Origin of the sequence: Desmonostoc muscorum LEGE 12446 (assembly GCF_015207005.2) — a bacterium.
Taxonomy (GTDB): domain Bacteria; phylum Cyanobacteriota; class Cyanobacteriia; order Cyanobacteriales; family Nostocaceae; genus Nostoc; species Nostoc muscorum.
In genome coordinates, this window is the sequence record NZ_JADEXS020000001.1 from 5,826,366 (window position 1) to 5,853,247 (window position 26,882).

The following is a 26,882-nucleotide window of genomic DNA, read 5'->3' on the forward strand; positions in this document are numbered from 1 at the left end:
CTATCAAAATCAAAAATTTTCCTAACATTATCTGATAAAATTTATACCTGTATATTACGAACTGTAAATAGACTAAGGAGCAGAGGTTATCAAAGTGAATCAAAGCCCATTTGCATCTCCAATTAATACGGGCTTGCTTGCCAATCGTTATCAACTCAAGCAATTAATTGGCAGCGGTGGTATGGGGGAAGTTTTTTTAGCAAATGATATTTTGTTAGGGGGAACACCAGTTGCGATCAAGTTTTTGACTCGGACTGTTGTCGATAGCAAAATGCAACAAGACTTCGCTCGTGAAGCTTTAATGAGTGCAGCTTTGAGTCAAAAAAGTGTACATATTGTGCGGGCGTATGATTATGGCGTCAGTGAAAAAGGAAAACCATACTACGTTATGGAATATCTATGTGGTAAGAGTTTAAAAGATTTAATTCCGCTATCCCTGCCCATGTTTTGGACTATCTCCCGACAAATTTGCTTGGGCTTACAGTGTGCCCATCAAGGCATTAACATTGACGGCAAAATTTGTCCGTTAGTTCACAGAGATATCAAACCTGCAAATATATTAGTTATTCCCGATCCGATATTGGGTCAGTTAGTAAAAATTTTAGACTTTGGTATTGCTAGATTTTTAAATTATGCATCAACAGCCAGTACGAGTACAGGGTTTAACGGCACTTTGCCCTATTGTTCTCCAGAACAGCTGGATGGGGAAAAATTAGACGGCCGCTCTGATATTTATAGTCTGGGTGTGATGATGTTTGAGATGCTCACAGGCAAAAAACCTTGGCAACCAGAAACTGATTTTTTTGGCGCTTGGTATAAAGCACATCACTTTGAAGCACCAAAGGCGATCGCAGATGTAAAACCCAGTCTAAAATTACCTCAAAAACTCAATAATTTAATCATGGCTTGCCTTGCTAAAAAAGCAAGCGATCGCCCACAAAACATCACTCAAATTTTGCAAGTTATCAATAGCTTAGAACAATCTAATTGTCCCACTTTACCTACAACTCTAGCCTCTAGATCTATCCTCAGCCGTCCTTTAGATTCTGGGTTAACAATTACATTAGATCAAACCTGTCGGCTACTTTCCTGGCCTGAGAATAAACCAATTCAAGAAATTGTTTTTCCCCAGTTTGTAGACACTGGACAAAAATCTGTAGCAGCACTATGGTTAATGTTGCCTAAACAAGAAATCAAAAACTATGCTCTTGCTACCCGATACAATCAATTTATTTTCATGACATCCCCCCACCCAATGCTGTTGTGGGTGACGGTACTCTATCATCGAGAACTAGACCCTAAGTGGCTACCGTGCTACCTAGATATGCAAAATCCCCAAAATCGTCAGATGGTGAGTTTCCTGGCTGAAAATGAACGCTACCCGTTGATTTTGTTTACCCTGGAACCACCACATTCCTGCGCTCATGTTCTAAGCAGTCGCATCGACCCAACTCAGCGGCAAATGTTAAAAACTTGGGTGGAACAGAGTCAGAATCTACCACCCACCTCTCAACCCCACTTGAGTAAACAGCTATTAAAGCAGCAGTATAAACAAATGCAATCCCGGATATTGCAGCATCTACAATCAAAGTCCCAGGTTGTATTATCAGGCTCTATTTAGAATGGGGAGTGGGGAGTGGGGAGATGGAGACGCGGGGACGCGGGGATACGGAGAATAAATAATGACCAATGACAAATGATTAATGACCGCAGAAAAATAATTTTTAACTTCCAACCCAAAAACACTTGACAAATAGAAAAAAAATAGCGACAATAGCAAAGTTGCCATCAAGGGACTGTAGTTCAATTGGTTAGAGCACCGCCCTGTCACGGCGGAAGTTGCGGGTTCGAGCCCCGTCAGTCCCGTTCTAAATTTATAGACAGTTAATGTTGACTTCTGAGTATTCAGAGTCACAGAACTCATACTATGACTCACTAAAGACATGAGGAATCGTATCTCTATGGAGTCAGGGCTTAGAGTTTAAATATAAGGTACATTTATTCATGCTTTGCAAAAGAGAGAATTAACTGTGACTGTCAGAGTCCGTATTGCGCCGAGTCCCACTGGAAATTTACATATTGGTACAGCGAGAACGGCTGTATTTAACTGGTTATTTGCCCGCCACCACGGCGGGAAGTTCATTCTCAGAATAGAAGACACAGACTTAGAGCGATCGCGTCCCGAATACACTGAAAATATCCTTCAAGGACTGCGTTGGCTAGGGCTGAACTGGGATGAAGGGCCATTTTTTCAATCGCAACGCCTGGATCTTTACAAACAAGCAGTACAAAAACTGTTAGATCAAGGATTAGCCTATCGCTGCTACACCACCTCTGAGGAACTAGAAGCTCTCCGAGAAGCCCAAAAAGCCAGAGGCGAAGCTCCCCGCTATGACAACCGTCACCGCAACCTCACCCCAGAACAACGCGCCGCTTTTGAAGCAGAAGGTCGTTCTTCTGTGATTCGCTTCCAAATTGAAGACGATCGCGAAATTGTCTGGAACGATCTAGTCAGGGGAAAAATGTCTTGGCGAGGTAGTGATTTAGGTGGTGATATGGTCATCGCCCGCGCCTCAGAAGAAGGTAGTGGTCAGCCTTTATACAACTTTGTAGTTGTAGTGGATGACATTGATATGCAAATCACCCACGTCATTCGGGGAGAAGACCACATCGCCAACACAGCCAAGCAAATTTTGCTGTATGAAGCTTTAGGAGCAAAAATCCCAGAATTTGCCCACTCGCCACTGATTTTGAACAAGGAAGGGCGTAAGCTTTCCAAGCGGGATGGCGTCACTTCCATTTCTGACTTTCAGCAAATGGGCTTTACCGCTGAAGGCTTGGTGAATTACATGACATTACTTGGTTGGTCGCCCCCAGATTCAACCCAAGAAATATTTACCTTAGAAACAGCAGCCAAGGAATTTAGCTTTGAGCGGGTCAATAAAGCCGGTGCCAAATTTGACTGGGACAAGCTGGATTGGTTAAACAGCCAGTATATCCACAATACGCCTGTAGATAAACTCACAGATTTACTCATACCTTATTGGCAAGCAGCTGGGTATAAATTTGATGGTGGACGCACTCGCCCGTGGTTAGAACAGCTAGTAGCTTTAATTAGCCAAAGCTTGACTCGACTGGTAGATGCTGTAGCTATGAGTCAAGTGTTTTTCAGCGACACAGTTGAATTTAGCGAAGAAGGGAATGCACAACTCAAGCAAGAAGGTTCTGCTGCTGTCCTAGAGGGGATTGTCACAGCTTTGCAAAATCAACCAGAACTCTCCGAAGAATCTGCTCAGGACATTATTAAACAAGTGGTCAAAGAGCAAAAAGTTAAAAAAGGCTTAGTAATGCGATCGCTCAGAGCAGCCTTAACTGGAGACGTTCATGGCCCTGACCTCATCCAATCTTGGTTACTGCTCAATCAGATTGGTTTAGATCAGGCGCGCTTAAGTAAAGCAATAACCGGGAGTAGGGAGTAGGGAGTGGGGAGTAGGGGGAGATGAGGGAGTGTGGGGAGATTATAAAAAATCTTCCCACCCTTTCCACCCCTTCTACACTCCCCATTCCCCACTCCCCACTCCCCATTAGTCAATTCTCCTCATATTGGGAACTTGGTATGTAAAATACATGTCTTCAAAAGCACTTAGAAGCAAACCTAATTACAATGCCAACAAAAGCGCTCAATAGAGGGATGAGATTATCGTTGATGATAGTTACGCTTTTCATCACTTCAGTTAATGCCATAGCTGATGCCCAAGAAGCGCCAACGATATTTGGAGATGTCACCATTGGCCCCAAGTTTTCCCCAGACCCACTCAAAGTTCGCGGGATGAGTGGTGGCTCAGTATCTGGAAATCAAGTAGGTGATAGAAGTGAAACGGCCACTGGCCCTTGTACTGGTTTTGTTGATGAAACACCAGACCACACATTAGTATTAACAAGTAAATTTGATTACCTAAAGCTACAAGTCCAAAGTCCTGAGGACACCACCATGATTGTTAAGGGACCTGGTGGTACTTGGTGCAATGACGATTTTGATGGTAAAAATGCCGGTATTGTTGGTGAATGGCTGGCTGGAACTTACCAAATTTGGGTTGGTTCCTACGACAAAGGTAAGTATCTTCCTTACACTCTACAAATTACGGAAGTGAAGTAGGGGAGTGGGGAGTGGGGAGTGGGGACTGGGAATTGGGGACTGGGAATTGGGAAAATTTTTTCTAATCTCCCCACACTCCCTCATCCCCCTCATCTCCCCCCACTCCCCACTCCCCTTTCTCTTTCTTTTCTCGCGCAATATTGTATTAAAATTAAGTTAACTTTAATTAAGATTCTTGTTGGCATCGCCATAATGGTCTAGAGCCTCTATGGTAGTGCATGTAAGAAATCAAGTTAAACAAAATGGATTTATGAACATCCGTTTAACGGCTCAAAGTGACAGAGTGATAGAACATTCGGTTGCTCAGGCTAATGAATTGTATAGGCATCTAGAGGCAAATTAACATGAAATTCTCCTGGAAAGTCCTGGTACTCTGGACCTTGCCGGCTTTGGTAATTGGCTTTTTCTTTTGGCAAGGGGCTTTTGCAGGTGCGCCTGCTGATATGAGTAAAAATGCAGCCAACACCCGCATGACCTATGGTCGCTTCCTAGAATATTTGGATGCCGATCGCGTCACCAGTGTTGATCTGTACGAAGGTGGTAGGACGGCAATTTTAGAAGCCCGCGATCCAGATCTCGAAAATCACATTCAAAGGTGGCGGGTGGATCTACCTGTTAACGCCCCTGAGTTAATTAGCAAGCTTAAAGAAAAGGGAATTAGTTTTGATGCTCACCCCATGCGTAATGATGGCGCAATTTGGGGATTGTTGGGCAATCTGGTGTTTCCAGTTTTATTGATTACTGGATTGTTCTTTTTGTTCCGGCGTTCTAGCAACCTTCCCGGTGGGCCAGGTCAAGCAATGAACTTCGGCAAATCCCGCGCCCGCTTTCAAATGGAGGCAAAAACCGGAATCAAATTTGACGATGTAGCCGGGATTGAAGAAGCGAAGGAAGAATTGCAAGAAGTTGTTACCTTCCTCAAACAGCCAGAAAGATTTACCGCTGTGGGCGCACGCATTCCCAAAGGAGTGCTGTTAGTCGGGCCTCCTGGAACTGGTAAAACTTTACTAGCAAAAGCGATCGCTGGTGAAGCAGGCGTACCTTTCTTCAGCATTTCTGGTTCGGAATTTGTAGAAATGTTCGTTGGTGTTGGTGCATCCCGCGTCCGCGATTTGTTTAAGAAAGCCAAAGACAACGCCCCCTGTATCATCTTCATCGATGAAATCGACGCCGTAGGCAGACAACGGGGCGCTGGTATTGGTGGCGGTAACGACGAAAGAGAGCAAACTCTCAACCAACTGCTGACAGAGATGGATGGGTTTGAAGGTAACACAGGCATCATTATTATTGCTGCCACCAACCGTCCAGACGTATTAGACTCAGCATTGTTGCGTCCTGGTCGCTTTGACCGCCAAGTAACAGTTGATGCACCCGATATCAAAGGGCGTTTGGAAATCTTACAAGTCCACGCGCGGAACAAGAAACTAGACCCTAGCGTATCCTTAGAAGCGATCGCTCGCCGCACTCCTGGATTCACTGGTGCTGATTTAGCCAACTTACTCAACGAAGGGGCAATTCTCACCGCTAGAAGACGCAAAGAAGCTATCACCCTCCGCGAAATTGATGATGCGGTGGATCGGGTAGTCGCTGGGATGGAAGGTACTCCATTGGTAGATAGCAAGAGCAAGCGCTTAATTGCTTACCATGAAATCGGACACGCTTTGGTGGGGACTTTGTTAAAAGACCATGACCCAGTGCAGAAAGTCACCCTAATTCCACGCGGACAAGCGCAGGGTTTGACTTGGTTTACTCCCAACGAAGAACAAGGGTTAATTTCTCGTTCCCAGTTGAAAGCCCGGATTACTGGTGCTTTGGGTGGCCGTGCCGCTGAAGAGGTGATTTTTGGTCCTGCGGAAGTAACCACTGGTGCAGGTGGAGATTTGCAGCAGTTGTCAGGAATGGCTCGGCAAATGGTCACCCGGTTTGGGATGTCCGATTTAGGTCCATTGTCACTGGAAAGCCAACAGGGAGAAGTGTTCTTGGGTCGTGACTGGACAACTAGATCGGAGTATTCTGAATCCATCGCCTCTCGTATTGATGCTCAAGTTAGAGCGATCGTTGAAGATTGCTACGAAAATGCTAAGAAGATCATCCGCGACCATCGCACCGTCACCGATCGCTTAGTAGATTTGCTCATCGAAAAAGAAACCATTGACGGCGAAGAATTTCGTCAGATTGTGGCTGAGTACGCTGAGGTACCTGAGAAACAGCAGTACGTACCACAACTGTAATAGCTGATTCATTTCTCGGCTAATATCTGGAAATGAGCAAAAAATCAAATGAGGATGGCACATACCATCCTCATTTTTTTATGGAATATAAATTTTGATAGTTCAGAAATTCACGAACATGTAGGAAAAAATATGTCTACTCAAACCACAATCAAAAAAAGCCAGCATTCAATATGTCCATAACTCAGAACAGTTCAAGTCAAAAAAGGCTGTCATAGACTTTTGCAATTGTGGGAACCAGACCCATTTCATCTTGCGACGGTCTTCTTCCAATACACACCACTGTGTAGCAACATAAAGACTTTGAACGGCAGTTAGTTTATAGTCGTTTATTAGTTGCTCCCAAGCATAGTCTGAAACGCCATCGTAAATGAGACTTGCATGATACTTACGCAAGACGGGAATTTCCCATTGCCGTCGGAAATCGGAGTCCCACCAATGCACCATCATATATGCAATATCGCTGACTCCTAACCAGGTAGTCAATGACCAGTCAAACGGTTGGCGATCAATCAGATAGGTTTTACCAGTCTTATTCAAAGGAGAGAGAATATTTCCAGGATTGACATCACCATGAATTAACGTGAAGCCAGATAGATTTTTTGTACGTTCAATCATTTTGGCAGGATGGTACTGAAACACATCCATAAGTGCTGATGACCATGAGCCATCAATCTCAGTGCTAACCTCCTCTAACATCGGCAATAATCCAGGCTGCACATGATTTACGTATCGTTCAATTTCCATCTCTGTGGGAATACTAGCACCGATGGTTTCTAATTTTTCGGTTCCCCAAAAATGTGCATGTAATGTGGCTAGCGCCTGAGCAACCGCGCACCCATAAGCCAGTGTTGGCTTAACTTGCCAATTAGGCCGATGACTTGCAGATAAATCTTCTAAAAGAATGTGATAGCGACGAGGATTTTCTGCGTAGCCTGCATGGTAGCAAGTAGGAAACGGTGGATTTGTGAGATGAATATAATCTCGTGTATAGTAATTGACTTCAGATGCTCCAAAAATGCTATCGTTGCCTGCACACATTTTCAGGAATAGTGATGTTGGTAGTGTACCTGTTGTTCCTAACTTATACTGAAGCTGGATTTTGGCAATACGGGCATTTGCACTACCTGAAAGTGCGATGCCTTCGGCGAGCTTCGCTAACGCAAAATCTTCGACCCTTCCTGTTACCAGTGCTTTGCTGTCGATTAGTACCGAATTTAGCCAATCAAGAGTTATCTGACTAATGTCAGTAATTACTTTATCATTCATAATTTATGGATAATTGCTACTAGAAAGCAAAATATGAATTATAGAGATTGTATGGCTTTAAGAGAAAAGTCTGAAATTGGCATAATGAATTTTGTAGATAAAACTATAAACGTGTTTTTACCCCAAAAATCATGAATAGTAAAGCTAAATTATTGACTATTTTTACCACAACGCTTGCCCTTTCTTCTTTGACAGTTGCGACAGTGCTAGCACAAGGAAAACTGACCAATCAATCCAAATTGTTTACCAATGGTATTGGAGAGGTGCGAGTTGGAATGACTGTCTCTCAAGCGAGGAAAGCTGCTGGTACTCAACTAATTGGCGACCCACCGAATAAGTATTGTTACTACGTGAAGCCGGAATGGGAACCGAAAAATGTTGGATTTATGGTGACAGAAGGTCGGATTTCTAGGGTGGATGTGTGGAGAGATAGCAAAATTACTACCTTAAAAGGTGCAAAAATTGGCGACACGGAAGCCCGGATTAAATCCCTCTATCCAGGACAAATTAAAGTCACTCCTCATAACTATGTCCCAGGTGGACATTATCTGACATTTGTACCAAAAGACCAATCTGACCAAAATTATCGTGTAGTATTTGAGACTGACGGTAAGCGTGTGACTCAGTTTCGTTCAGGTAAACTACCGGAGGTTGAATATGTGGAAGGATGCAGTTGATTTCACACATCATCAGATTCAAACGACTAAAAGCGATTATCAGTAATCTAATGTTCAGATGAATACTTTTAATTAAGGCTGACGCACAGACACACCAGACACTCTGACACGGAACTCCAAGAAATAAATTACTACTACTTGTGGGGTGGGCGTCTCGCCTACCCAGCTTATATGGCGGGCGAGAGGCGCACCCCACAATAAATAATTGAATATTTTTTTATTTGGAAGTCCCTCAATAACAAAGGGAAAACTAGTATTTTTAGCTACAACTTTGTCAACAATTAAGATAAATAAGTCAGGGTTTTTTTATTAAAATTCTAAATTCTAAAGACGCGATAAATCGCCGTCTCTACAATAATCATTGCTTCGTAGAGACGACAATTTATCGCGTCTGGTGTCTTAACCGAACCGTATTGACTCCCCACCTATTTCGGTGCTTGAGGATTTGACGTTGGACAAGTTTGATTAGCATAATCACACTGATAAATGTACTGTTCTTGCCAACTCAGGGGAATTTCTATTAAGTCTCGCGTGCCTGTTATACCTTGTCCAATAAATAGCAATAAAGCAATACAATTTAAAATCGTATGGATGATACGCCACCGATTGGATTTATCTTGATAAATATCTTGAACAATTGCTAAAGAAAAAATCATCAATAGTGCTGCGGCCATCCCAATATAAAAATGTGACCAGTACCACTCATTGTCACGACGAAATACTCCGTCCTGAAAGCCTATAATGACTAAACCTGTACCAGTTAAAGTGCCAAAAACTCCTCGCCATACTCGCTGTTTAGCACGATAAATTAATACTAAAGATGCGATAGTTGCGGCAAACATTAACACAATCAAAACAACTTGAATAGGTGTTTTATTCCACAAGTTATTTTTGATAATATTTTTACCAATTGGGTAAGATAATCCTATTAAAGTTACTCCAACAACTGCACTTGTTAGCCATTCACCTAATTGCTTGTGTTCTAAGCCTACTACTGGAGGAATTTTGCTCTTATTTCCAGCTAAAATTTGCAATCGACGTTGACGTGTTTGCCAAGCAAAATTAACAACTATCCCGATGATTGGGAAGACAAAAATAACTGCGATCGCTGGATGTAAAATACCTAAAATATCTGTTATTTGCATAGAACACCTTTTGATAAATTATTGATACAAGGCAAAGTCAAATATGAATAAAAATTCAGAATCCTTCACTTGCAATAGCCATGCCCTTAATATTGGCTCAATGCTAAAATCTCATAGCTTTGGTGTCCGAAAGTTTATTCTTAAACTAAAATTTAAAACATCATACCATTACTTAAATTAATTTAAGCTGAGAATTTGTTGAATATTTTTTTTGTTATTTATAGCTGGTTCTCATAAAATAAATATATATTTGGATCACTTATAAAAAGAAGTGAGAATTACAGCCGAAAATATATAACAACATCATTGAAAATTAAAGTATTATGAAAAACTTGGTTATAATTTTTATTTAAAAGTTGCTTAAATCCACGAATTTTATTTAGCAAAAAATTATATGTCAGCCTTATAAAACTTTCTAAAGTGTGAAATTTTTGAATCATTTTGATTTTTGATTTGCGATTAATTTCCAAACAAAGTAATGATTATCGCTATATACAACCTTTGTTGTATACTTGTAAGTTGCTTCGATTTTTTGACGCCAGATATCTGAAGGATTTAGTATAAAAATATCGGTGAATACACCAGAAATTTTTGGGATAGTTTGGTCTTTTACTAATTGAAATTGTACTTTAGGCTGTAAAAGATAGCTGAGAGAAAAGACATTTCCATAATTTATTCCAGAAGCATCACTAATTAACAGAGGACGATTAGCCTGATTAATAATTTTGGCAACTTGTGGATTACCATAGCTAATAACCTTACTCCACCATGTTTCTGCTTGAGAATTCACTCCATAAGAAACTAGTCCACAAATAATTAGTAATCCCATGATTATTTGCCAGATTCTTCGGCGTATAACACTCTCATTTTTTATCTGGGTAGCTAATAGATACGTAATAGCTAATTGGATACCTAAATAAGAAGGTAATAAATAGCGTTCGGAAAGTGAGCGTATACCGCCAAAAATTAAATCTGGTAGAATTAGCGGTAGTCCAGGAATCAGAATTAATATTAAAATAAACAACCATGTTTTGTAGTTAGTTGTTCGACAAAGAAAATAAATTGAATATGCAATCAAGATTAAAAAAACTGGTGTTATTACATAGCTAAGCGGATTTTCAAAGCCAAAGTTTAAATCGAGAAAAATCCGGCTTAACTGTAAAAGCCAAGATTTAATTAAAGCTTCTAGGGGAAACTGTATATTTGTCCAGGCTGTTGAACTATTAAATTGCAAAAAGTTAGTTATTACAACTAACATCCAATGCGTGAAGGCTAAAAATCCTGCGAAAGATGCTAGGAAATAAGCTTTCATCGTCACAGTTAACCTAAATCTGGCAGTGATAATTACATAAATTCCATGAGCAATTGCTAAAAATCCACTCAATAAAAACGTATAAAGACTAATTGTCAAAGTTAGTGCATAAATTCCCCAATTTAAGAAGCGTGATGATTGATGTGTTGATTCTAATCTTAATGCTCGTAACAATGAGGCATTGCATAATAATATGGTGACTACCCAGAGAATATATTCTCGTGCTTCTTGGGCGTATACTAGATGAATAGGAGAGATTGCCATAAGTGCGATCGCAATCTCAGATATCCATAACTGTGTTCTAAATAATTCTCGACATAACCAATAAATACTGGGAAAAATTAACAAGCTAATCAACGCAGATAAACTTCTAATGGCCGTCACCGAATTGCCAAAAATTCCCACCCAAAACCGAGCGATTATATAATACAGCGGAGGATGCTGTGGATCTTCGACTTCTAAAGACTTAATTGTGTTAATTAAGCCTTTTTCCACATTCAAACTTTGGAATTTGACAAAACTTTCTTTAGTAATTACACCGCCATTAAATATTTGTTGTTTTACTTCATTTACCGTATATCCAGAAATCCGCAACGAAGTAAAAGTCTCATCATGCCAATAAACCTTGCCATCAAGGTTAAAAAAACGAAAAAAAATGCCCACCATTAACAAAACAACAATAAAAAACCGCAACCCATTTTGAGCCATTTTGAGATGCCGCATAACTAAACTCTCTCTCCCCGCCTCTGCGCCTCTGCGTGAGCTAAATATCTAACACCTTACCGAACTATAAACTAGCAGATAACTTATTATTAATTGGTATATCACGTCGGCGGGAATTACCACGTTTAGTCAATTTCCAAACAGAATAATAATTATCACTATAAACAATATCTGTCTTGAACTTATACTTTTTTTCTATTATTCCACGCCAATTATCTGAAGGATTGAGTAAAAACACATCACTAAACTCATTAGGAATTTTGGGAATTTTTTGATTATTCACCAACAAAAACCGCACCTTTGGTTCCAACAGATAGCTCAGAGAAAAGACATTACCATAATTATTGTCCAAAGAATTACTAATCAAAAGTGGACTAGTACTCTGATTGATAATTTGGGCAACTTGTGGATTGCCATAATTCATACCTTTATTCCACCAAGTTTCTGCTTGGGAACTCGCCTTAGAAGAAATTAGACCACAAATAATCACCAATGCCATGATTATGTGCCAAATGGTTCGACGCGACAAGCTCTCATTATATAGTTGCGTAGCTAGTAGATAAGCAACAGCTAGTTGGATTCCTAAATAAGATGGTATTAAATATGGTTCAGTAAAAGTTCGTATACCCCCACCACTTAAATCTGGTAATATTATAGGCAGTGCTGGAACTACAATCAATGTAATAATAAACAGCCAGACTTTGTAGTTAGTGGTAAGACAAAGAAAATAAATCGCATATGCTACAAAAATTAAAAAAATTGGTGTAATTAAATAGCTCAGAGGATTTTCTAAGCTCAAATTTATATCAAAAAAAATTCTGCTGATCTGCATCAGCAAAAATGGAATTGTAGGTATCAAAGATGATTGAGTTGTTGCTTTATTTCCGGAAATCAGAAACTGGAAAAAGTCACCGATCGCCACTGTCATCCAAGGCATAAAAGCTAAAAAACTTACTAGTGTTGCTAGCAGATAATTTCTCACAGTTTCAGTCAACTGAAATCTGGCTGTGGCAATCACATAAATTCCGTGAGCAACTGCTACAAATCCACTCCAAAGAAATGTATAAAGGCTAATCGTCAAAGTGATTACATAAACACTCCAGGTAGCGAAAATATCTGGTTGTTGTTTTGTTAATTCATCTTTATCTTGTGCTTCTAACTGTATTGCTCGCAGCAATGAAGCACTGGATAATAAGATAGTGATTAACCAGAGAATATATTCTTGTGCTTCTTGGGCATATACTAGGTGAATTGGAGAGATAATTATAAGTGCGATCGCTACACCAGGAACTGGTAATGGGATATCAAATAATTCTCGGCATAGGCGATAAACACAGGGAAAAACCAGCAAGCTAATAAACGCAGATAAACTTCTGATTGCTGTCACCGAATTACCAAAGATTTCCATCCACAACCTGGCGATTATGTAATACAAGGGTGGATGCTGAGAATCTTCTCTTGCCAAAGACATAATTGTGTCATTTAAGGTTTTTGAAGCATTTGCACCTTGAAATTTAGCAAAACTTTCTTTGGCAATGACACGATTATTAAAAAGTTGTTCTTTTGCTTCAGTTATCGTGTAACCAGAAATCCGCAATGAGGTATAAGTTTCATCATGGGAATAAACCTTGCCATCAAGGTTAAAAAAGCGAAACAATATACCCATCGCCAACAAAAAAATAATTAAAAGCCGCAACCAACTCGGAGCAAATTTGAGATGGCGCATAAGTACATTTCCCAAAAAATTTTCTAAAATAATCCAGTTTACTTGATTGGATGAGGTGCCCAAGTCTAGCTTGTGGTAGACATCGCTAAAAATTATATCTGAGTCTGTTCATGAGATATCACAAACTGTACATTGTTACAAAATTTGATAACCCCATCTGTGAAAGTCTTTACTATTAGATATCGTTAAAAAATCAATAGTCTGAAACTCTTTATCAATGGCTGGCAGGCTGCATATTTTAGATCCAATATTTAAGTATGCCTGCAAAATTTTCGGGATTTCTACTTCACAAAAATCTGAACGATTTTGAGGCAATTCTAGGCAATATCGTGAATTGGGATAAACTAAAATACTCGGATGCATCAAGCCATTTTGTCGAAAATAATTATAAACACAACTAGCTTCCCAAGGGGATTGTGTTAGTAATGATGCACAACCAAAGAAATATTGGTTTTTAGTCCAGATGAGATAATTTGCTAGCCCTTCCCATAACAACAAAAGTGTCTGACTATTGCGGTATTCTTTAGCTATACATGCACGCCCAATTTCCACTGATGTTTGAAGCACAGAATCAGGAATTGCATTAAGATTAAATATATCAGCAGCATCAAAGCCTAATCTTTGAGAAGCCATTCTATAGGTTTGCATTCGATAAGTTCCAATGGTTTTACCCGTCTGTTTGCAGATGAGAATCAAATGATGGCAAACCTCATCAAACTTATCTTCATCCATCTGCGTAAAATTAGAAGTACATAATCCCAAGCCTAGTTCCAGATTAAAAACTTCAAAACGTAATCTAAAAATTGATTTTAATTCTTCTTCAGTTGAGGCAAGCCGTAGGATATGTTTTTTAGTTTGAAGTACAGGAAAATCTTCAAGTGGAGGAGGATTCAGCGGGTAATTGATGTTGCGGCCAGAAACTTCCATCTGTCTTCCTAATTAGAACATTTTGGATTTTGGGTTTTAGATTTTGGATTGAAATTTTATTTTTATTAAAAAATCTATTTTCAAATTGGTATTATGTATTAAGATGTCGAGGTTTGGTTGGTACAGTTTTCAATAAAAAATCCTCCAGAGAGCTTTTTTAAGCTCTGGAATTAGGGATAGAGTGTTTTTATTATGGACATTAATGCCAAAAAAATCTGGCAATAAGATACAAAATTTTCCTTTGATATAGGGTATAAATGCAAGTAATACTATTTCCAAAAATCTTTGCAACAGATAAATTTTTTGTAGGGGCGTACAGCTGTACGCCCCTACACATGCAATACGGTTTGGTTAAGGTTTTTTGATGAAAATTCTACATCCCAAAGACGCGATAAATCGCCGTCTCTACAAGAATCAATCTTTCGTCTTGACGGCGATTTGTCGCGTCTCTTACCTTAATCGAACCGTATTGCCTACACATGTATTTGTAGAACGAAGTTCGTGAAAAAGAATCACAATCAAGGCAAAAAGCCCCTAGATGAATCCAGGGGCTGGGATAATTTTGATTGTGATGCTTGGGTTGGGCGTAGGGATGTCTTCTCTACAAGAGGCTTCTCGTAGAGAGGCTTTGCCAACGCCAACGACAACCCCTTCGGGGAACGCCATTTCTAACAAAAGCGCTCTCAAATACTGAATCAATTACGGTGATTATTGTTGTAGTGAACCCTTGTACCAGCCCACAGCAACTTCTCCCGCAGCGTTTGATAGTAAGAATTGTTCTCGCGCAAAATAATAAATTTAGCTCGACAATCCGCCATCCGCACATCAACGCGGTGTCCAGGCCAAATCGAAGTTCCCAACACTCCATCTGTCCACAACTTGGTACTCAAATCGTAATCCCCCAAAGGCCAAATACTCACCACAGAACCAGGGGGTAAAACGAGGGGACGACTAGAAAGGCTCATTGCACAAATCGGAGTTACGGTAATCGCCTCCATACCATCGTGCATAATTGGCCCATTAGCAGAAACGGTGTAACCTGTGGAACCTGTAGGAGTGGAAATAATCAATCCGTCCCCGACGTATTGATCGACTACCTCACCATCGATTTCCATTTCTAGAATAGAGGTAATCATTCGGTCAGCGGAAGCCGGTTTGACGCAAAATTCATTCAACGCGAGGTAACGCTCACTCACTGGCTCTAAATTAGATCCATGACCCTCATACACCGCAGCTTGTAACATCATCCGTCGTTGGATAGCATAGCGATCCTCAAACAGTCGATCCCAAACTTTCTCAGTATCCTGAAACTCTTCCACTGACTCAGTTAAAAACCCCAGATGACCTCCCACATTCACTCCCAGAATTGGGATGCCAGCTGGGGCTAAATGTCTGGCACCAGTTAAAACAGTGCCATCACCGCCGAGTACCAAAGCGAGATCGATTGGTTGACCCGCCGAAGCCAAAAAGACTGGATAGGGGTTATCTTTCGGCCCGCTAGGTCCCATCAACACTTGGCACTGGCGATTTTCGAGTTGTTTCGCGCACATTTCTGCCCATTGTTTACTCCGGGCATCCCGCGCTTTATAAGCAATGATTACCTGCTTGAGTTGCACGCACAGTTACCACTTCAGGAGATTAAACTGCTCCATATCGACGGTATCACGGTTGCGATAAATGGCAAGCACGATCGCTAAACCCACCGCCGCCTCGGCTGCGGCCACGGTAATCACAAACACTGTGAAAACCTGACCCTTAATTAATGTTGAGTCGAGGAAGTTGGAAAATGCCATTAAATTCAGATTAACAGCATTGAGCAGCAACTCAATTGACATCAGCACCCGCACAGCGTTGCGGCTGGTAATTAAACCGTAGATGCCGATGCAGAATAGAGCTGCTGCTAATAATAAAAAGTACTGGAGTTGCATAAATCTGAGTATTCCTTCTGAAAAAACACCACTTTTTATTTGCAACTAAAGTCGCAAATTTTACTCTCTTGTTTCGCTGCTGGTTGATACCAGTTCTCTGGGGCGTTCTGGCAAAGTCAAAACGGTTTGTGGTAGTTCCGATGGTGTAAGTTGGTCTGGCAAATACTCGCGACGTGCCAAAATGATCGCTCCCACCATCGCTATCAGCAGCAAAATCGAAGCTAGTTCAAAAGGTAGTAAAAAGTCAGTGAAGAAATGCTCTCCAATCAAAATTATAGAACTTGTACCACCCACCACAGCAGGAGTTGAGTACGCCCAAGGAGTCGCTAAGATCATCGTACTCAAAAGGCCAAACAATCCTAAGCTGACTATACCCGTTAGTAGTTTCCGCACCCACGAGTTGGGAAATGGCGCAAAATTCTGCCGTTTATTCACCAACATAATGGCAAACAAAATCAGCACGTTAACCGCCCCAACATAAATCAGCACTTGTGCGGCTGCAACAAAATCACCATTCAACAACAGGTAGATTCCCGCCATGCTGATGAACACGCCCCCTAGCATAAAGGCAGAATAGACGATGCTAGAGGACAGTACCACACCAATGGCTGCCCCAATCATCATCACACCCAGTACGCCAAGGCATACAATTTGTACTCCTTCCGCTAGATTCACTGTTTTTTGTCCTCAGTCAATTGTCAATTGTCATTGGTCGAGCAATTTTAGATTTTAGATTTTAGATTTTTCTTTCAATCCAAAATCCAAAATTTAAAATTGGTTGACATTTATTTTTCGGTTTGTTCTACAAGGTCTTCTGGACGCGCACCAGGACGCGGTGCATCCGCAGGCAATCCGTGGGGTTCGAGGACGCCCTTGGGTAGGTAAACTAGTTCGCGTAGTGGTGTCACCATTGGGTCATCTGTTACCTTATAGGGCAGACGACCTAACGCTACACTGTCATAATTCAATTCATGGCGATCGTAAGTGGAAAGTTCATACTCTTCTGTCATGGATAGACAGTTAGTGGGGCAAAATTCCACACAATTACCGCAAAAGATACAAACTCCAAAGTCAATACTGTAGTGCTTGAGTTTTTTCTTTTTGCTGGCTTTGTCGAATTCCCAATCTACTACAGGCAGATTTATCGGACAAACGCGAACACAAACTTCGCAGGCGATGCACTTATCAAACTCAAAGTGAATTCTACCGCGAAACCGTTCGCCAGGAATCAGTTTTTCGTAAGGGTACTGTACGGTAATCGGACGCCGACGCATGTGGTCGAAGGTAACAGAAAGTCCCTGACCAATGTAACGCGCAGCTTGTACTGTTTCTTTGGCGTAATCACCAACTTGTTTCAGGAACTTTAGCATTGTGTTTCACTCTCTCAGGCGATCAAAATTAGGAGTTAGGAGTGAGGAGTGAGGAGTGAGGAGTTAGGAGTGAGGAGTGAGGAGTTAGGAGTGAGGAGTTAATTAAAAATTCATAACTCATAACTCATAACTCATAACTCATAACTCCTAACTCCTAACTCTTAACTCTCTCATTACCCACCAAAGGCGAAAGGAAAGGCTAGTTTTAGGGCGGCGGTTAATAAAAGATTAACCAAACCAACTGGCAACAAAAACTTCCATCCTAAATCTAACAGTTGGTCAATCCGTACCCGTGGCACTGTCCAGCGCAACAAAATGGCGACAAACACTAGTAAATAGGCTTTGAACACGGTCATAGTGATACCCAAAGCAGCAGTTACTATCTGCAACACTGGATTTGCTTCACTGACTCCCAGCCAACCAGCGATGAGGTTTAGGGGAATGGGAAAGTCCCAACCACCCAGGTAGAGAATTGCTACCAGTAGGGAAGAAAGTATTAAGTTAACGTAGGAACCCAGGTAGAATAAACCAAATTTCATACCTGTGTATTCAGTCTGATAGCCTGCAACCAGTTCTTCTTCTGCTTCGGGTAAGTCAAAGGGCAATCGTTCGCATTCAGCTAGGGCGGCTATCCAAAAAATCAGGAAACCGATTGGTTGACGCCAAATGTTCCAGCCCAAGATGCCGTAGCCAGATTGTTGATTAACAATGTCAACGGTGCTGAGGCTATTAGACATCATAGCGATCGCTAACACCGCCAGCGCCAATGGAATTTCATAGCTAATAGATTGCGCTGCTGCCCGCAAGCCCCCTAAAAGGGAGTATTTGTTATTAGATGCGTAACCAGCCATCAACAAACCAATGGGCTGAATGCTTGACAAGGCAATCCATAAAAATACGCCCATGCCCACATTGCTAATTACGATGTTCTGCCCAAAGGGGACAATCAGGAACGACAGAAACACCGGAATCACAACAATAATTGGGCCGAGGGTAAACAGCCAGGGGTCAGATTTGGCTGGGACGATATCTTCTTTAAATATCAGCTTCAGACCATCCGCTACAGGCACTAGTAACCCAAAAGGCCCTTGGTATTCTGGGCCAACTCGTTGCTGTGCAGCGGCGGATATTTTCCGCTCTAGCCAGGTAGCTACTAACACCCCTACTGTTGCTCCAATCAGCATTAGTACCATTGGCAGTGGCATCCAAATTGCTTTGGCTGTTCCTGCTGGTACGCCTAAATCCGTGAGGGATTCAATAAAAGTTCCTTGGAGGTCAATTCCTGAATTCATGTTTCCGCTCTTTAAGACATGAGTCAAAGTGAGTTACAAATATTACTTAACTAATACCTGTAAATTCACACATTAATAATTTTTGCCCAGATGATGTCTGACTGAAGATTTGTTGCCAATTCCCATGCCTAGTATATCCTTGGATGGTTTTACCACCCTGAAGCGAGATAAGAACTTCTACTTATGGTTGGCATTGAGATTGGCTATTGAGTGGAGGGGGACGCGGGGAGATGAGGGAGTAGAGGAGCAGGGGAGGCAGGGGGAGAATAACTTTTAATTCCTAACTCCTAACTCCTAACTCCTCACTCAGCACTCCCAATGCCCGTTAACGTTGATCGATCGGGAGATAAGGAACTTCGTGATAACCGTTGTAAACTTGGGTTGGACGGAAAATCCGGTTTTCTGCTAGCTGTTCTTTCCAGTGGGCTAGCCAACCAGCAACGCGGGCGATCGCAAATATTGGTGTAAACAAGTCTGTGGGAATTCCCATTTTCCTGTACACTAAACCCGAATAAAAGTCAACATTGGGATAAATCCCTTTGCCACCGAGTTTTTCCTCTACTACTCGTTCCATTTCTTGGGCAATGTCATAGGACTTGTCATAGCCAAACTTCTCAAACAACTGCTCGGCTAATTTTTGCAAGATTGTAGCTCGTGGATCTTTCACTTTATAGACACGATGTCCAAAGCCCATAATCTTAGATTTACGTTGCAGACAATCCTCGATGTAAGGACGGACATTTTCCACAGAGCCAATTTTGTCCAACATCTGAATTACTTCTTCATTGGCTCCACCATGCAGAGGCCCTCCCAAAGTTCCCACAGCACTAGCAACCACAGCGTAGGGATCGGTCAAAGTAGAAGCTGTCACCCTAGCACTGAAAGTAGAAGCATTCATTGTATGCTCGACCTGAAGTATCAAGCAGATATCAAAAATCCGCGCCATCAAAGGATCGGGTTCTTGCTCATTGAGCATGTATAGAAAATTGGCAGAGTAGCCTAAGTCATCACGGGGACGCACGGGATCATTGCCTTTTCGCATCAGTTGGAACGCCGCCACCATCGTGGGAATGGTTGCTATCAAGCGGACTACTGAATCTCGAATGTAGGCTGGGTTATGTAAATCCCGGAGCGAATAAAACAACCCTAAAGCAGCAGCAGAGGCTTGCAGGGCATCCATTGGGTGACCGCTTTCTGGAAAGCATTTCATCATGTCGCGAATGCGGTATTTTATTCGCCTGTGGTGAAGAACTTCATGTTCAAATGCTTCCAGTTCTTGTTGACTAGGCAGTTCACCCCAGATTAAGAGATAAGCAGTTTCTAGGAATGTACTTTTTTCTGCTAGTTCCTCAATCCGGATGCCACGATATTCTAGTATTCCCTTTTGCCCATCAACATAACTGATACTCGATTGGGCGGCGGGAATGCCTTCTAGACCAGGCTTGTATTCGCACACCATCATGGCAACACCATTTACTTTTTGAAATATCCGATCAAGTTAACTTACCAGAAATTTATTGTCGCCATAACAGTAGCCCTTCTAACAACAATCAAAAATGTTGAAAAACTGTTATGACAGGTACTTGGGTGGTGTCAACCAAAACATCTGACTACGACCCAGAGGAGAACCAGTTTCTGGTAGTTTTATCCCAATCATACCTGCTTTTTTCAAGACTAAGCTGGCTTTGGCCTCCCCCCATAAAAGAATTTCTGCCCAATTGCTCAAACCCGGTTCATGTCCAACCAAGGCCAGTTGGGTATTTTGGGAATAATTTCTTGGCTCTAACCAATCTACCAGCCAACTAGAAATTTCACCATCAGGGGCGAGGTGACTGGATTCCTCTAGCCGAGAACTCAATCCTGCTGCTATCAGGATTTCAGCCGTTTGGCGGGCACGCACTAAGGGGCTGGTGAGAATCAAATCAAAGTTTAAATCCAATTTGACAAGTTTCTGGGCAACTTTCTCGGTTTTTTGCCTTCCTTCTTTGGTAAGGCTGCGCTCCTCATCCTTGATGCCTAAATCTTTATCTTCGGCGATGCCATGACGAATTAAATACAGTTCCATATTTTTAATTTTATTAGCGTACCCTGTGCTGAGTTATTTAGTTACGCTCATTGTGTATTTATCTATCCTAATCTTAATCATTATTACGTATTCATGCATCTGCCATCTGTCTGCTGTGGCGAAGTGTTAGGCATTCTAAGTTTTATGGATATGCCAATAAATTTAAACCTTGAATAAATCTATAATCTCGTTGGTTTTTTGCGATCGGCGGGTAATTCCAGACTATTTACGTACCCAAACAGTGCTATCAGCTAAATCTTGGCGATGTCTACGACGGGCTACGCCTACGCTCCACATCCCAATAAACTTATCATTTATCAAGTCAGAATTTGGTGACTCAGAGGTAGGTTCAACTACTGCATATCTTTGTCGCAAAAAAGCAATAAAGTCGATGACTTGACGCTGTGCTTCAGCAGGGAGGGATAAAAACTCATTTAACAATTCTTGCTGTGTCATTCTTATACCTCTCGAAAAGTATAACTATTGTTAGAACGCTATCTACCACTGAGCAATTTGTCATATTCTGGATGTGACCCAATCCAAAACTATACAAAATTACCATCTTCTTCTACAGCAAGCGCCCGATAATGTATACCAATACGCACTGACCAAAACTGACCAACTTTTTTGAAATGCAATGATGGATACTTGGGATTTTCTCGAAGCAAGTCATAACATCGGTCAGCAAGCTGTTGGATATCAATTGGTAACTGGCGATAGTAATACCAAAAATCAGGGGTTGCTCGATGTTTCACAGGTCAGTACAACGCCCTTCTCGCAGATGTTTAAGTGCTTTCTGTGCCAATGCATCTAACCGACCGTCAGCCACATCTTTTTCAATCTGTTTATCCCAGGCTGCTGCATCGAATTGGGCAAACCAGACACGAAAAGCCGCGAGATCCTCTGGCGAAAGTTGACTAATAGCGAGTTCGACTTCCTTTAAGGTACTCATAATTTAGATAAATCAAGCTTGCATTCTTTAAATTAAATATACTATGAATTGAATTGCTTATTTACTTTCATAATTTGTAATCCAACTTAATAAGTAAAAAGTAAAAAGATAAACATATTAGAGTGCCTAACGCAGCATCTTAGATAGCGGTGCGTTAGGCTAAAGCCGTAACACACCCTACTTAAGATTTACCGCTTACAAGCTAAGATTACGGTTATTCGTCAGCGTTTGGATAAAAGTCTAGGTCTAATATCTCATTCACAGAAAAGGGACAGGCGATCGCAATATTTTCCTCTAACAAACCAGTTTCCACCATAGCCTCTCGCCGCGCTCTTTGATAGGTAGTATTAAGCCACTCGATATCATTTAAAAAACGGCACAAGCTAGGACTTTCTTGCAGCAATTCATCTATATTCAGTCGCTCACGGGTAATGGTCACTTGCCAACTATGGCTACGACGTTCAGATTGATATTTCCACTTCAACAAATGCGACAACACTAAGCGCAACGCACTTTGCAACGCCCGCTGTTGACTCTTACCCAAGTCCACCACTTCCTCAATTAGGTGTTCTAAATCCAACGTGTCCCACTGATGCGATTGTAAAAGTGCTGCGGTCTGCTCTACCCAAGCACAAAAATCTTGCTCATACAGGGTTTGTAACATTTGAAGTTCTATAGACTTCATAGCGCTCCTTTTTGGCAAATCAATAGGTAGGCAGGAGTTAACTTTATTTGTACCGACTCACGTTAAAATGAGGCACGAACTACATTCCCAATCAGTTCATAAAAGTCAAATTCCCGACTTTTAAAAAAAGCCGGGAAGGGATCCTATTTGACCAAACACACTTTTACTGCTACATAAGTTAGGAGTTCTCCCCATCTCCCTCACCTTCCTCTACTCGGACTGAATCGGGTTATCTCTGGGATTAACTAACCTCAGTAGCTTTTGCTTAATTTGAGCGTCGAATACTTCCCATTTCATTTTTGCATAGGCGGAATTTTCATTACTGCCAGATAAGAAACCCATCGGAATTTCAAAGCCGCCTGCGCTTGTCCTTCCACCACCAAAAAAGCGCCCTGTGCTATCTTGACCAAAGGCTTCTTTGATGAATTCATCGGGGTCAAGGGTGAGTTTGGTGGTTCTCAAGGAACCGATGACTATTTCTAATTCTTCGTCTTCATCGTGAACAATGCCATAAACTACCGCAGTATGGACGTTTTCTTCAGTGACGAGAAAATCAGCTGCTTGGGGGATGGCGTCGCGGTCATCGTAGCGCAGGTAACCAACACCAGCAATGGAAAAGTTATTTTGAACGATGCGGTTTTTGAGCGATCGCTCGATCACATCCATCACCCGCTTGGAACGATTCGCCTGTAAAATGGCATTCAGCAGTTGCGCGTCATAAAATCGGCTTAAATATGCAGCTGCCATGAAATCTTCTTCTTGGGCTTGCATCAGCCGATTTGTATCCGATCGCAAGCCATGCATCAAGGCAGTAGCACATTTAACGTGTTGATTGATACTGCTATCTAATGCTAGTAATCCCGCTTGCAGATACTGTGTAAAAATGGTCGCCGTCGCTCGCACATAAGGACGAACATCCATAAACTCGGATTCGAGTTCACCTTGCAAACTGTGATGGTCAATCAACGCAACTAACGGAATTCCAGCCTGTTGAACAGCTGATAATAGCTGAGAAGTGGTTCCTTGGTTATCAATTAATACAAAACCTTGATAACACGACAAATCTTTGGTTTTTAAGGTTTGCTGCGTCCAGCGTTGGATAGGTAAATTAGTGAGTCTAACCAAGGCAATATTTTCTTGGTGACTCAAAGCGCCAGCATAAATTATTTCAGATTTGATATCGTATTGCTGGGCAATTAATTGATAAGCCCAGGCACAAGAAAGAGCGTCTGGGTCAGGAAAATCTTGCAAAATTATCAGTTGGCGATCGTGTCGGTGCGCTAGCAGAGTTTTTTGCAGTTCTTCTGACTTTTGTTGTGTCAGAGAATTACTGCGCGGACTAAGATAGATAGCCCCTTCACTTAGGGATGGTTGTAATGATGGACTTTTAAGTGCAACTTCCACTGGGTCTATTTCAGCTTCCTCTGGGCTTGGCTCTGTGGTCAATGACAAACTCTCAAACTGATTAACGGGAGAATTTAAGTACATAGGGAACTTTTTTTCAAGTGTGAGGCTCCATTAATTCAGAAATACTACAATCAGCGATTCACTGAATTTAGCCACATTATTTTGATCTTCGCAAAAATATCAAGACATCGCACTATATATCTAAGTATATTTTTTGTCAGTAACATAGCTCAGCAATCAACTAAATTCCACTACAACGCATATAGGTACTGGAAAAAAGGAAGTTTTGTACTGGCTTTCTCTGGCGGCGTAAACCTCTTTTAGTAGCTTTTTTGTTTTCTGTAATTTGAATTACAGGGATTTTTATTCAAAGTTGATGGTCGTCGTTTGAAATTTATCTTACTTAAGGTATACTTTCCATCTAATACTTTAGAGTTACTCTTTGATATTTAAAACAATCTTATGTTCAATAGTCTCATTATTTTGATTATTGAGCAATTAATAATTATATCTTTAACCAATAGGGCATCTTTTGTATTTTGTGTAAAAGGGGCTGGGGAGTGGGGAATAGGCAGACGAAGAAGAGTTTTTCTAGGACTCAATACCCAACACCCCATCCCTCTAGTAATCTCAAGGTATGGTAGAAGACTCCGGTGAGTAAAGGTTCGCTAATAGCGCGGTCAGTTGAAAATTTAAATATTTTCCAACAACCCCTAGCTATTTGCGAATTTTATGAGGTATATTAGTAAGCTGTTGTCTTTTTTGCCTGGATTTCATCAAACTGCTATGTCAGCTTCTGCCGAACAATGTCCCTCACAATCTGTGGACAAAGGTTATCTAACACACAATTTGTCAAAGCAAAATGTGTGCATATCTGCTTTAGGCTTATTTAGAAGCCAAGCACAAAGGCAAAGGTGTGACTATTGCTGTATAATTCTCAGGCTACTAGGCTATGTCATATCAAAGTCCAATAACATACTTTTGCCACTCTGTGTGCAGTCCACTTTTGAGGTGTTTGCTCACCTCGAAATAAAGGCTGCTATAAGGTTGGCGAGGAAGATGACGCAAAGGCATATGAGCTTCGTGGGGAGTGCGACTGCCTTTTTTAACATTGCAACGGACACAAGCTGTAACAATGTTCTCCCAGCTATCTCCCCCGCCGCGCGATCGCGGTATTACATGGTCTAAGGTCAACTCGTCCCCTGTGTAACCACAGTATTGACAGGCATGACCATCACGATGCAATATGTTTCGGCGAGTGAGAGGAATTTCTTTATAAGGAACGCGGACATAATGACGCAACCTGATCACGGTCGGCAGCGGAAAATCCGAATAAAGGAATTTACCGTTGTGTTCCACGCGTTCTGCTTTCCCCTTGATTAACAGAACCGCAGCGCGACGCCAACTCGTTATATTGAGAGGTTCGTAAGAGGCGTTTAAGACTAAAACCTTCCCCATTGATCTGCGCTCAGGGTATTAGTTTTACATATATTAACACAAATATACCCTTCGAGGGAGATGATAAGAAATGATACTTCCGGGATAATTCGGAAATTAAGTTATGAGTTAGGAGTTAGGAGTTATGAGTTAAAATTCCTCACTCCTGACTTCTAACTCCTCACTCCTCACTCCTCACTCTTAACCTGGATTTCTCAAAATCTTGTATCAATTCCAAGTCAGAGTTAAACTTCCTGTTTAATCTGATATCGCTTTTAGGAGCGTGTATAGATAGATAACTTGGAAGTTTAGCTTTGGTGTAATAGGAGTCAGTACAAATGTTAAGTCGCAAGGAAATCCCCGGTGTAGTTTCTAATGAGCAGTGCGACACCTACGCGTGGTTTTCGCAACGAGCTTGGGTAGAAATTGATTTGGGGGCGTTGTCGTACAATGTACAGCGATTAGTGCAGTTTTTATCGCCGCGTACTAAATTGATGGCAGTGGTAAAAGCTGATGCCTATGGACATGGGGCGGTAACGGTGGCTCAAACTGCAATCCAATCGGGAGCTAGTTGGCTGGGAGTCGCTACAGTTCCAGAGGCGATTCAATTGCGAGAAGGCGGGATTCAAGCCCCGATTTTGATTTTAGGGGCGACTCATACATTAGAGCAGATTCATGCGATCGCTCAGTGGAATCTTCAGCCGACACTGTGCAGCCCGAAACAAGCCCTGGTATTTTCCGATATCTTAGAATCCATGAACTATAGTTCTCCCATTCCCGTACACATCAAATTAGACACGGGAATGTCTAGGCTGGGAACTAATTGGCAACAAGCTGGTGAATTTGTGCAATTAGTGCAGCGGTTACCACATCTTTCTATTGCCAGTATTTATTCGCATTTGGCAACAGCAGATGATCCTGATACTACCGCAATGGAAGAACAGCATAGACGATTTGAGGAAGCGATCGCCCAAATCAAAGCAATGGGAATTCAACCACCTTGCTTGCACTTGGCAAATTCAGCGGCGGCACTTACAGATCGAGCATTGCACTACGATATTGTGCGAGTAGGTTTAGCTGTTTACGGACTTTACCCAGCAACCCATTTAGAAAAGGCGATCGATCTCAAGCCCGTTTTGGAACTTAAAGCACGAGTTACCCAAGTCAAAACAATTGCCGCAGGAACAGCTGTCAGCTACGGCCATAAATTTATTGCCCCGCGTCAACTTCGCCTCGCCGTGGTGGGAATTGGCTACGCTGACGGTGTTCCTCGTAATCTTTCCAACAAAATGCAGGTGTTGATTCGGGGTCAGCGAGTGTCGCAAATCGGCACAATTACAATGGATCAGTTGATGCTGGATGTGAGTGCTATGCCCGATATCCAAGAAGGAGAAGTAGTCACCTTACTTGGGGAACAGGGAAAAGAAAAAATTTCCGCAGACGATTGGGCAGAACAATTAAATACTATTTCTTGGGAAATTCTCTGCGGCTTCAAGCATCGTCTACCTCGTGTTGCTGTTATGTAATAGGCATGGGGCATGGGAAGTGCTGAGTTAGGAGTTAGGAGTTAGGAGTTAGGA

24 protein-coding genes and 1 tRNA gene are annotated in these 26,882 nt (G+C 41.7%); 7 read left to right on the forward strand and 18 right to left on the reverse strand.

Annotation, left to right across the window (positions count from 1 at the left end; all coding sequences use genetic code 11):
* Positions 1-94 precede the first annotated feature (94 nt).
* The 5 genes from IQ276_RS24760 (at position 95) to ftsH2 (ending at position 6,387) form a co-directional block, all read left to right on the forward strand.
* Positions 95-1,621, forward strand: a complete 1,527-nt coding sequence (locus IQ276_RS24760) for a serine/threonine protein kinase (RefSeq protein WP_193916744.1) — start codon at positions 95-97, stop codon at positions 1,619-1,621.
* A 171-nt stretch (positions 1,622-1,792) separates the two neighbouring features.
* Positions 1,793-1,866: transfer RNA gene (locus IQ276_RS24765), tRNA-Asp, on the forward strand.
* Between the two features lie 164 nt (positions 1,867-2,030).
* The gene (gltX, locus tag IQ276_RS24770; protein WP_235115937.1) at positions 2,031-3,479 is read left to right on the forward strand and encodes a glutamate--tRNA ligase; all 1,449 of its coding nucleotides are present in this window, start codon (positions 2,031-2,033) and stop codon (positions 3,477-3,479) included.
* 185 nt (positions 3,480-3,664) lie between these two features.
* Entirely contained in the window at positions 3,665-4,156 is a 492-nt protein-coding gene (locus IQ276_RS24775) for a hypothetical protein (protein WP_235115938.1), read from the forward strand.
* Positions 4,157-4,500: 344 nt separating this feature from the next.
* Positions 4,501-6,387 (forward strand): ATP-dependent zinc metalloprotease FtsH2, encoded by a 1,887-nt coding sequence (ftsH2, locus tag IQ276_RS24780; protein ID WP_190884568.1) that lies wholly within the window; start codon positions 4,501-4,503, stop codon positions 6,385-6,387.
* A 168-nt stretch (positions 6,388-6,555) separates the two neighbouring features.
* Here the strand turns inward: ftsH2 and IQ276_RS24785 are convergent, their stop codons facing one another.
* On the reverse strand, positions 6,556-7,656 hold the full coding sequence (locus tag IQ276_RS24785; protein WP_193916768.1) for an aminoglycoside phosphotransferase/kinase family protein: 1,101 nt from the start codon (positions 7,654-7,656) through the stop codon (positions 6,556-6,558).
* A 131-nt stretch (positions 7,657-7,787) separates the two neighbouring features.
* Between IQ276_RS24785 and IQ276_RS24790 the strand changes: the two genes are divergently transcribed.
* Complete coding sequence (locus IQ276_RS24790; RefSeq protein WP_193916770.1) at positions 7,788-8,333, forward strand: hypothetical protein; 546 nt, start codon at positions 7,788-7,790, stop codon at positions 8,331-8,333.
* Between the two features lie 425 nt (positions 8,334-8,758).
* On the opposite strand, the gene IQ276_RS24795 is transcribed toward IQ276_RS24790, so the two are convergent.
* From IQ276_RS24795 to IQ276_RS24875, 17 genes are all read right to left on the reverse strand, one after another.
* Positions 8,759-9,478, reverse strand: coding sequence for a DUF4079 domain-containing protein (locus tag IQ276_RS24795; protein ID WP_193916772.1), 720 nt, complete (start codon positions 9,476-9,478; stop codon positions 8,759-8,761).
* A 436-nt stretch (positions 9,479-9,914) separates the two neighbouring features.
* Positions 9,915-11,513, reverse strand: coding sequence for a glycosyltransferase family 39 protein (locus tag IQ276_RS24800; RefSeq protein WP_193916773.1), 1,599 nt, complete (start codon positions 11,511-11,513; stop codon positions 9,915-9,917).
* A gap of 64 nt (positions 11,514-11,577) precedes the next feature.
* On the reverse strand, positions 11,578-13,239 hold the full coding sequence (locus IQ276_RS24805; RefSeq protein ID WP_193916775.1) for a glycosyltransferase family 39 protein: 1,662 nt from the start codon (positions 13,237-13,239) through the stop codon (positions 11,578-11,580).
* Between the two features lie 135 nt (positions 13,240-13,374).
* Positions 13,375-14,166 (reverse strand): GNAT family N-acetyltransferase, encoded by a 792-nt coding sequence (locus tag IQ276_RS24810; protein WP_193916777.1) that lies wholly within the window; start codon positions 14,164-14,166, stop codon positions 13,375-13,377.
* Between the two features lie 695 nt (positions 14,167-14,861).
* On the reverse strand, positions 14,862-15,782 hold the full coding sequence (locus IQ276_RS24815; protein ID WP_073644151.1) for an NAD(+) kinase: 921 nt from the start codon (positions 15,780-15,782) through the stop codon (positions 14,862-14,864).
* A gap of 6 nt (positions 15,783-15,788) precedes the next feature.
* Positions 15,789-16,094, reverse strand: coding sequence for an NADH-quinone oxidoreductase subunit NuoK (gene nuoK, locus IQ276_RS24820; protein ID WP_006199065.1), 306 nt, complete (start codon positions 16,092-16,094; stop codon positions 15,789-15,791).
* A gap of 60 nt (positions 16,095-16,154) precedes the next feature.
* Positions 16,155-16,769, reverse strand: a complete 615-nt coding sequence (locus tag IQ276_RS24825) for an NADH-quinone oxidoreductase subunit J (RefSeq protein ID WP_193916779.1) — start codon at positions 16,767-16,769, stop codon at positions 16,155-16,157.
* Between the two features lie 110 nt (positions 16,770-16,879).
* Positions 16,880-17,464 (reverse strand): NAD(P)H-quinone oxidoreductase subunit I, encoded by a 585-nt coding sequence (ndhI, locus tag IQ276_RS24830; RefSeq protein WP_190883366.1) that lies wholly within the window; start codon positions 17,462-17,464, stop codon positions 16,880-16,882.
* A 173-nt stretch (positions 17,465-17,637) separates the two neighbouring features.
* Positions 17,638-18,756 carry an NADH-quinone oxidoreductase subunit NuoH gene (gene nuoH / locus IQ276_RS24835; RefSeq protein ID WP_193916781.1) on the reverse strand — a complete coding sequence of 373 codons (1,119 nt, stop codon included), beginning with the start codon at positions 18,754-18,756 and terminating at the stop codon, positions 17,638-17,640.
* 325 nt (positions 18,757-19,081) lie between these two features.
* Complete coding sequence (locus IQ276_RS24840) at positions 19,082-20,218, reverse strand: citrate synthase (protein WP_190883364.1); 1,137 nt, start codon at positions 20,216-20,218, stop codon at positions 19,082-19,084.
* A 108-nt stretch (positions 20,219-20,326) separates the two neighbouring features.
* Entirely contained in the window at positions 20,327-20,821 is a 495-nt protein-coding gene (gene sixA, locus IQ276_RS24845; protein ID WP_193925509.1) for a phosphohistidine phosphatase SixA, read from the reverse strand.
* A gap of 222 nt (positions 20,822-21,043) precedes the next feature.
* Entirely contained in the window at positions 21,044-21,277 is a 234-nt protein-coding gene (locus IQ276_RS24850) for a DUF2281 domain-containing protein (RefSeq protein WP_235115939.1), read from the reverse strand.
* 89 nt (positions 21,278-21,366) lie between these two features.
* Positions 21,367-21,576 (reverse strand): hypothetical protein, encoded by a 210-nt coding sequence (locus tag IQ276_RS24855; RefSeq protein ID WP_193920632.1) that lies wholly within the window; start codon positions 21,574-21,576, stop codon positions 21,367-21,369.
* Positions 21,573-21,773 carry a hypothetical protein gene (locus IQ276_RS24860; RefSeq protein ID WP_193920634.1) on the reverse strand — a complete coding sequence of 67 codons (201 nt, stop codon included), beginning with the start codon at positions 21,771-21,773 and terminating at the stop codon, positions 21,573-21,575. Before IQ276_RS24860 ends, IQ276_RS24855 begins: the two co-directional genes overlap by 4 nt.
* A gap of 214 nt (positions 21,774-21,987) precedes the next feature.
* Positions 21,988-22,458: a DUF29 domain-containing protein gene (locus IQ276_RS24865; protein ID WP_193920636.1), complete on the reverse strand. Its 471-nt coding sequence runs from the start codon at positions 22,456-22,458 to the stop codon at positions 21,988-21,990.
* A 210-nt stretch (positions 22,459-22,668) separates the two neighbouring features.
* Entirely contained in the window at positions 22,669-23,946 is a 1,278-nt protein-coding gene (locus IQ276_RS24870) for a DHH family phosphoesterase (protein WP_073644142.1), read from the reverse strand.
* 879 nt (positions 23,947-24,825) lie between these two features.
* Positions 24,826-25,323, reverse strand: a complete 498-nt coding sequence (locus IQ276_RS24875) for an HNH endonuclease (RefSeq protein ID WP_190883361.1) — start codon at positions 25,321-25,323, stop codon at positions 24,826-24,828.
* 317 nt (positions 25,324-25,640) lie between these two features.
* On the opposite strand from IQ276_RS24875, the gene alr reads away from it, so the two are divergent.
* Positions 25,641-26,828: an alanine racemase gene (gene alr / locus IQ276_RS24880; RefSeq protein WP_193920639.1), complete on the forward strand. Its 1,188-nt coding sequence runs from the start codon at positions 25,641-25,643 to the stop codon at positions 26,826-26,828.
* Positions 26,829-26,882 lie beyond the last annotated feature (54 nt).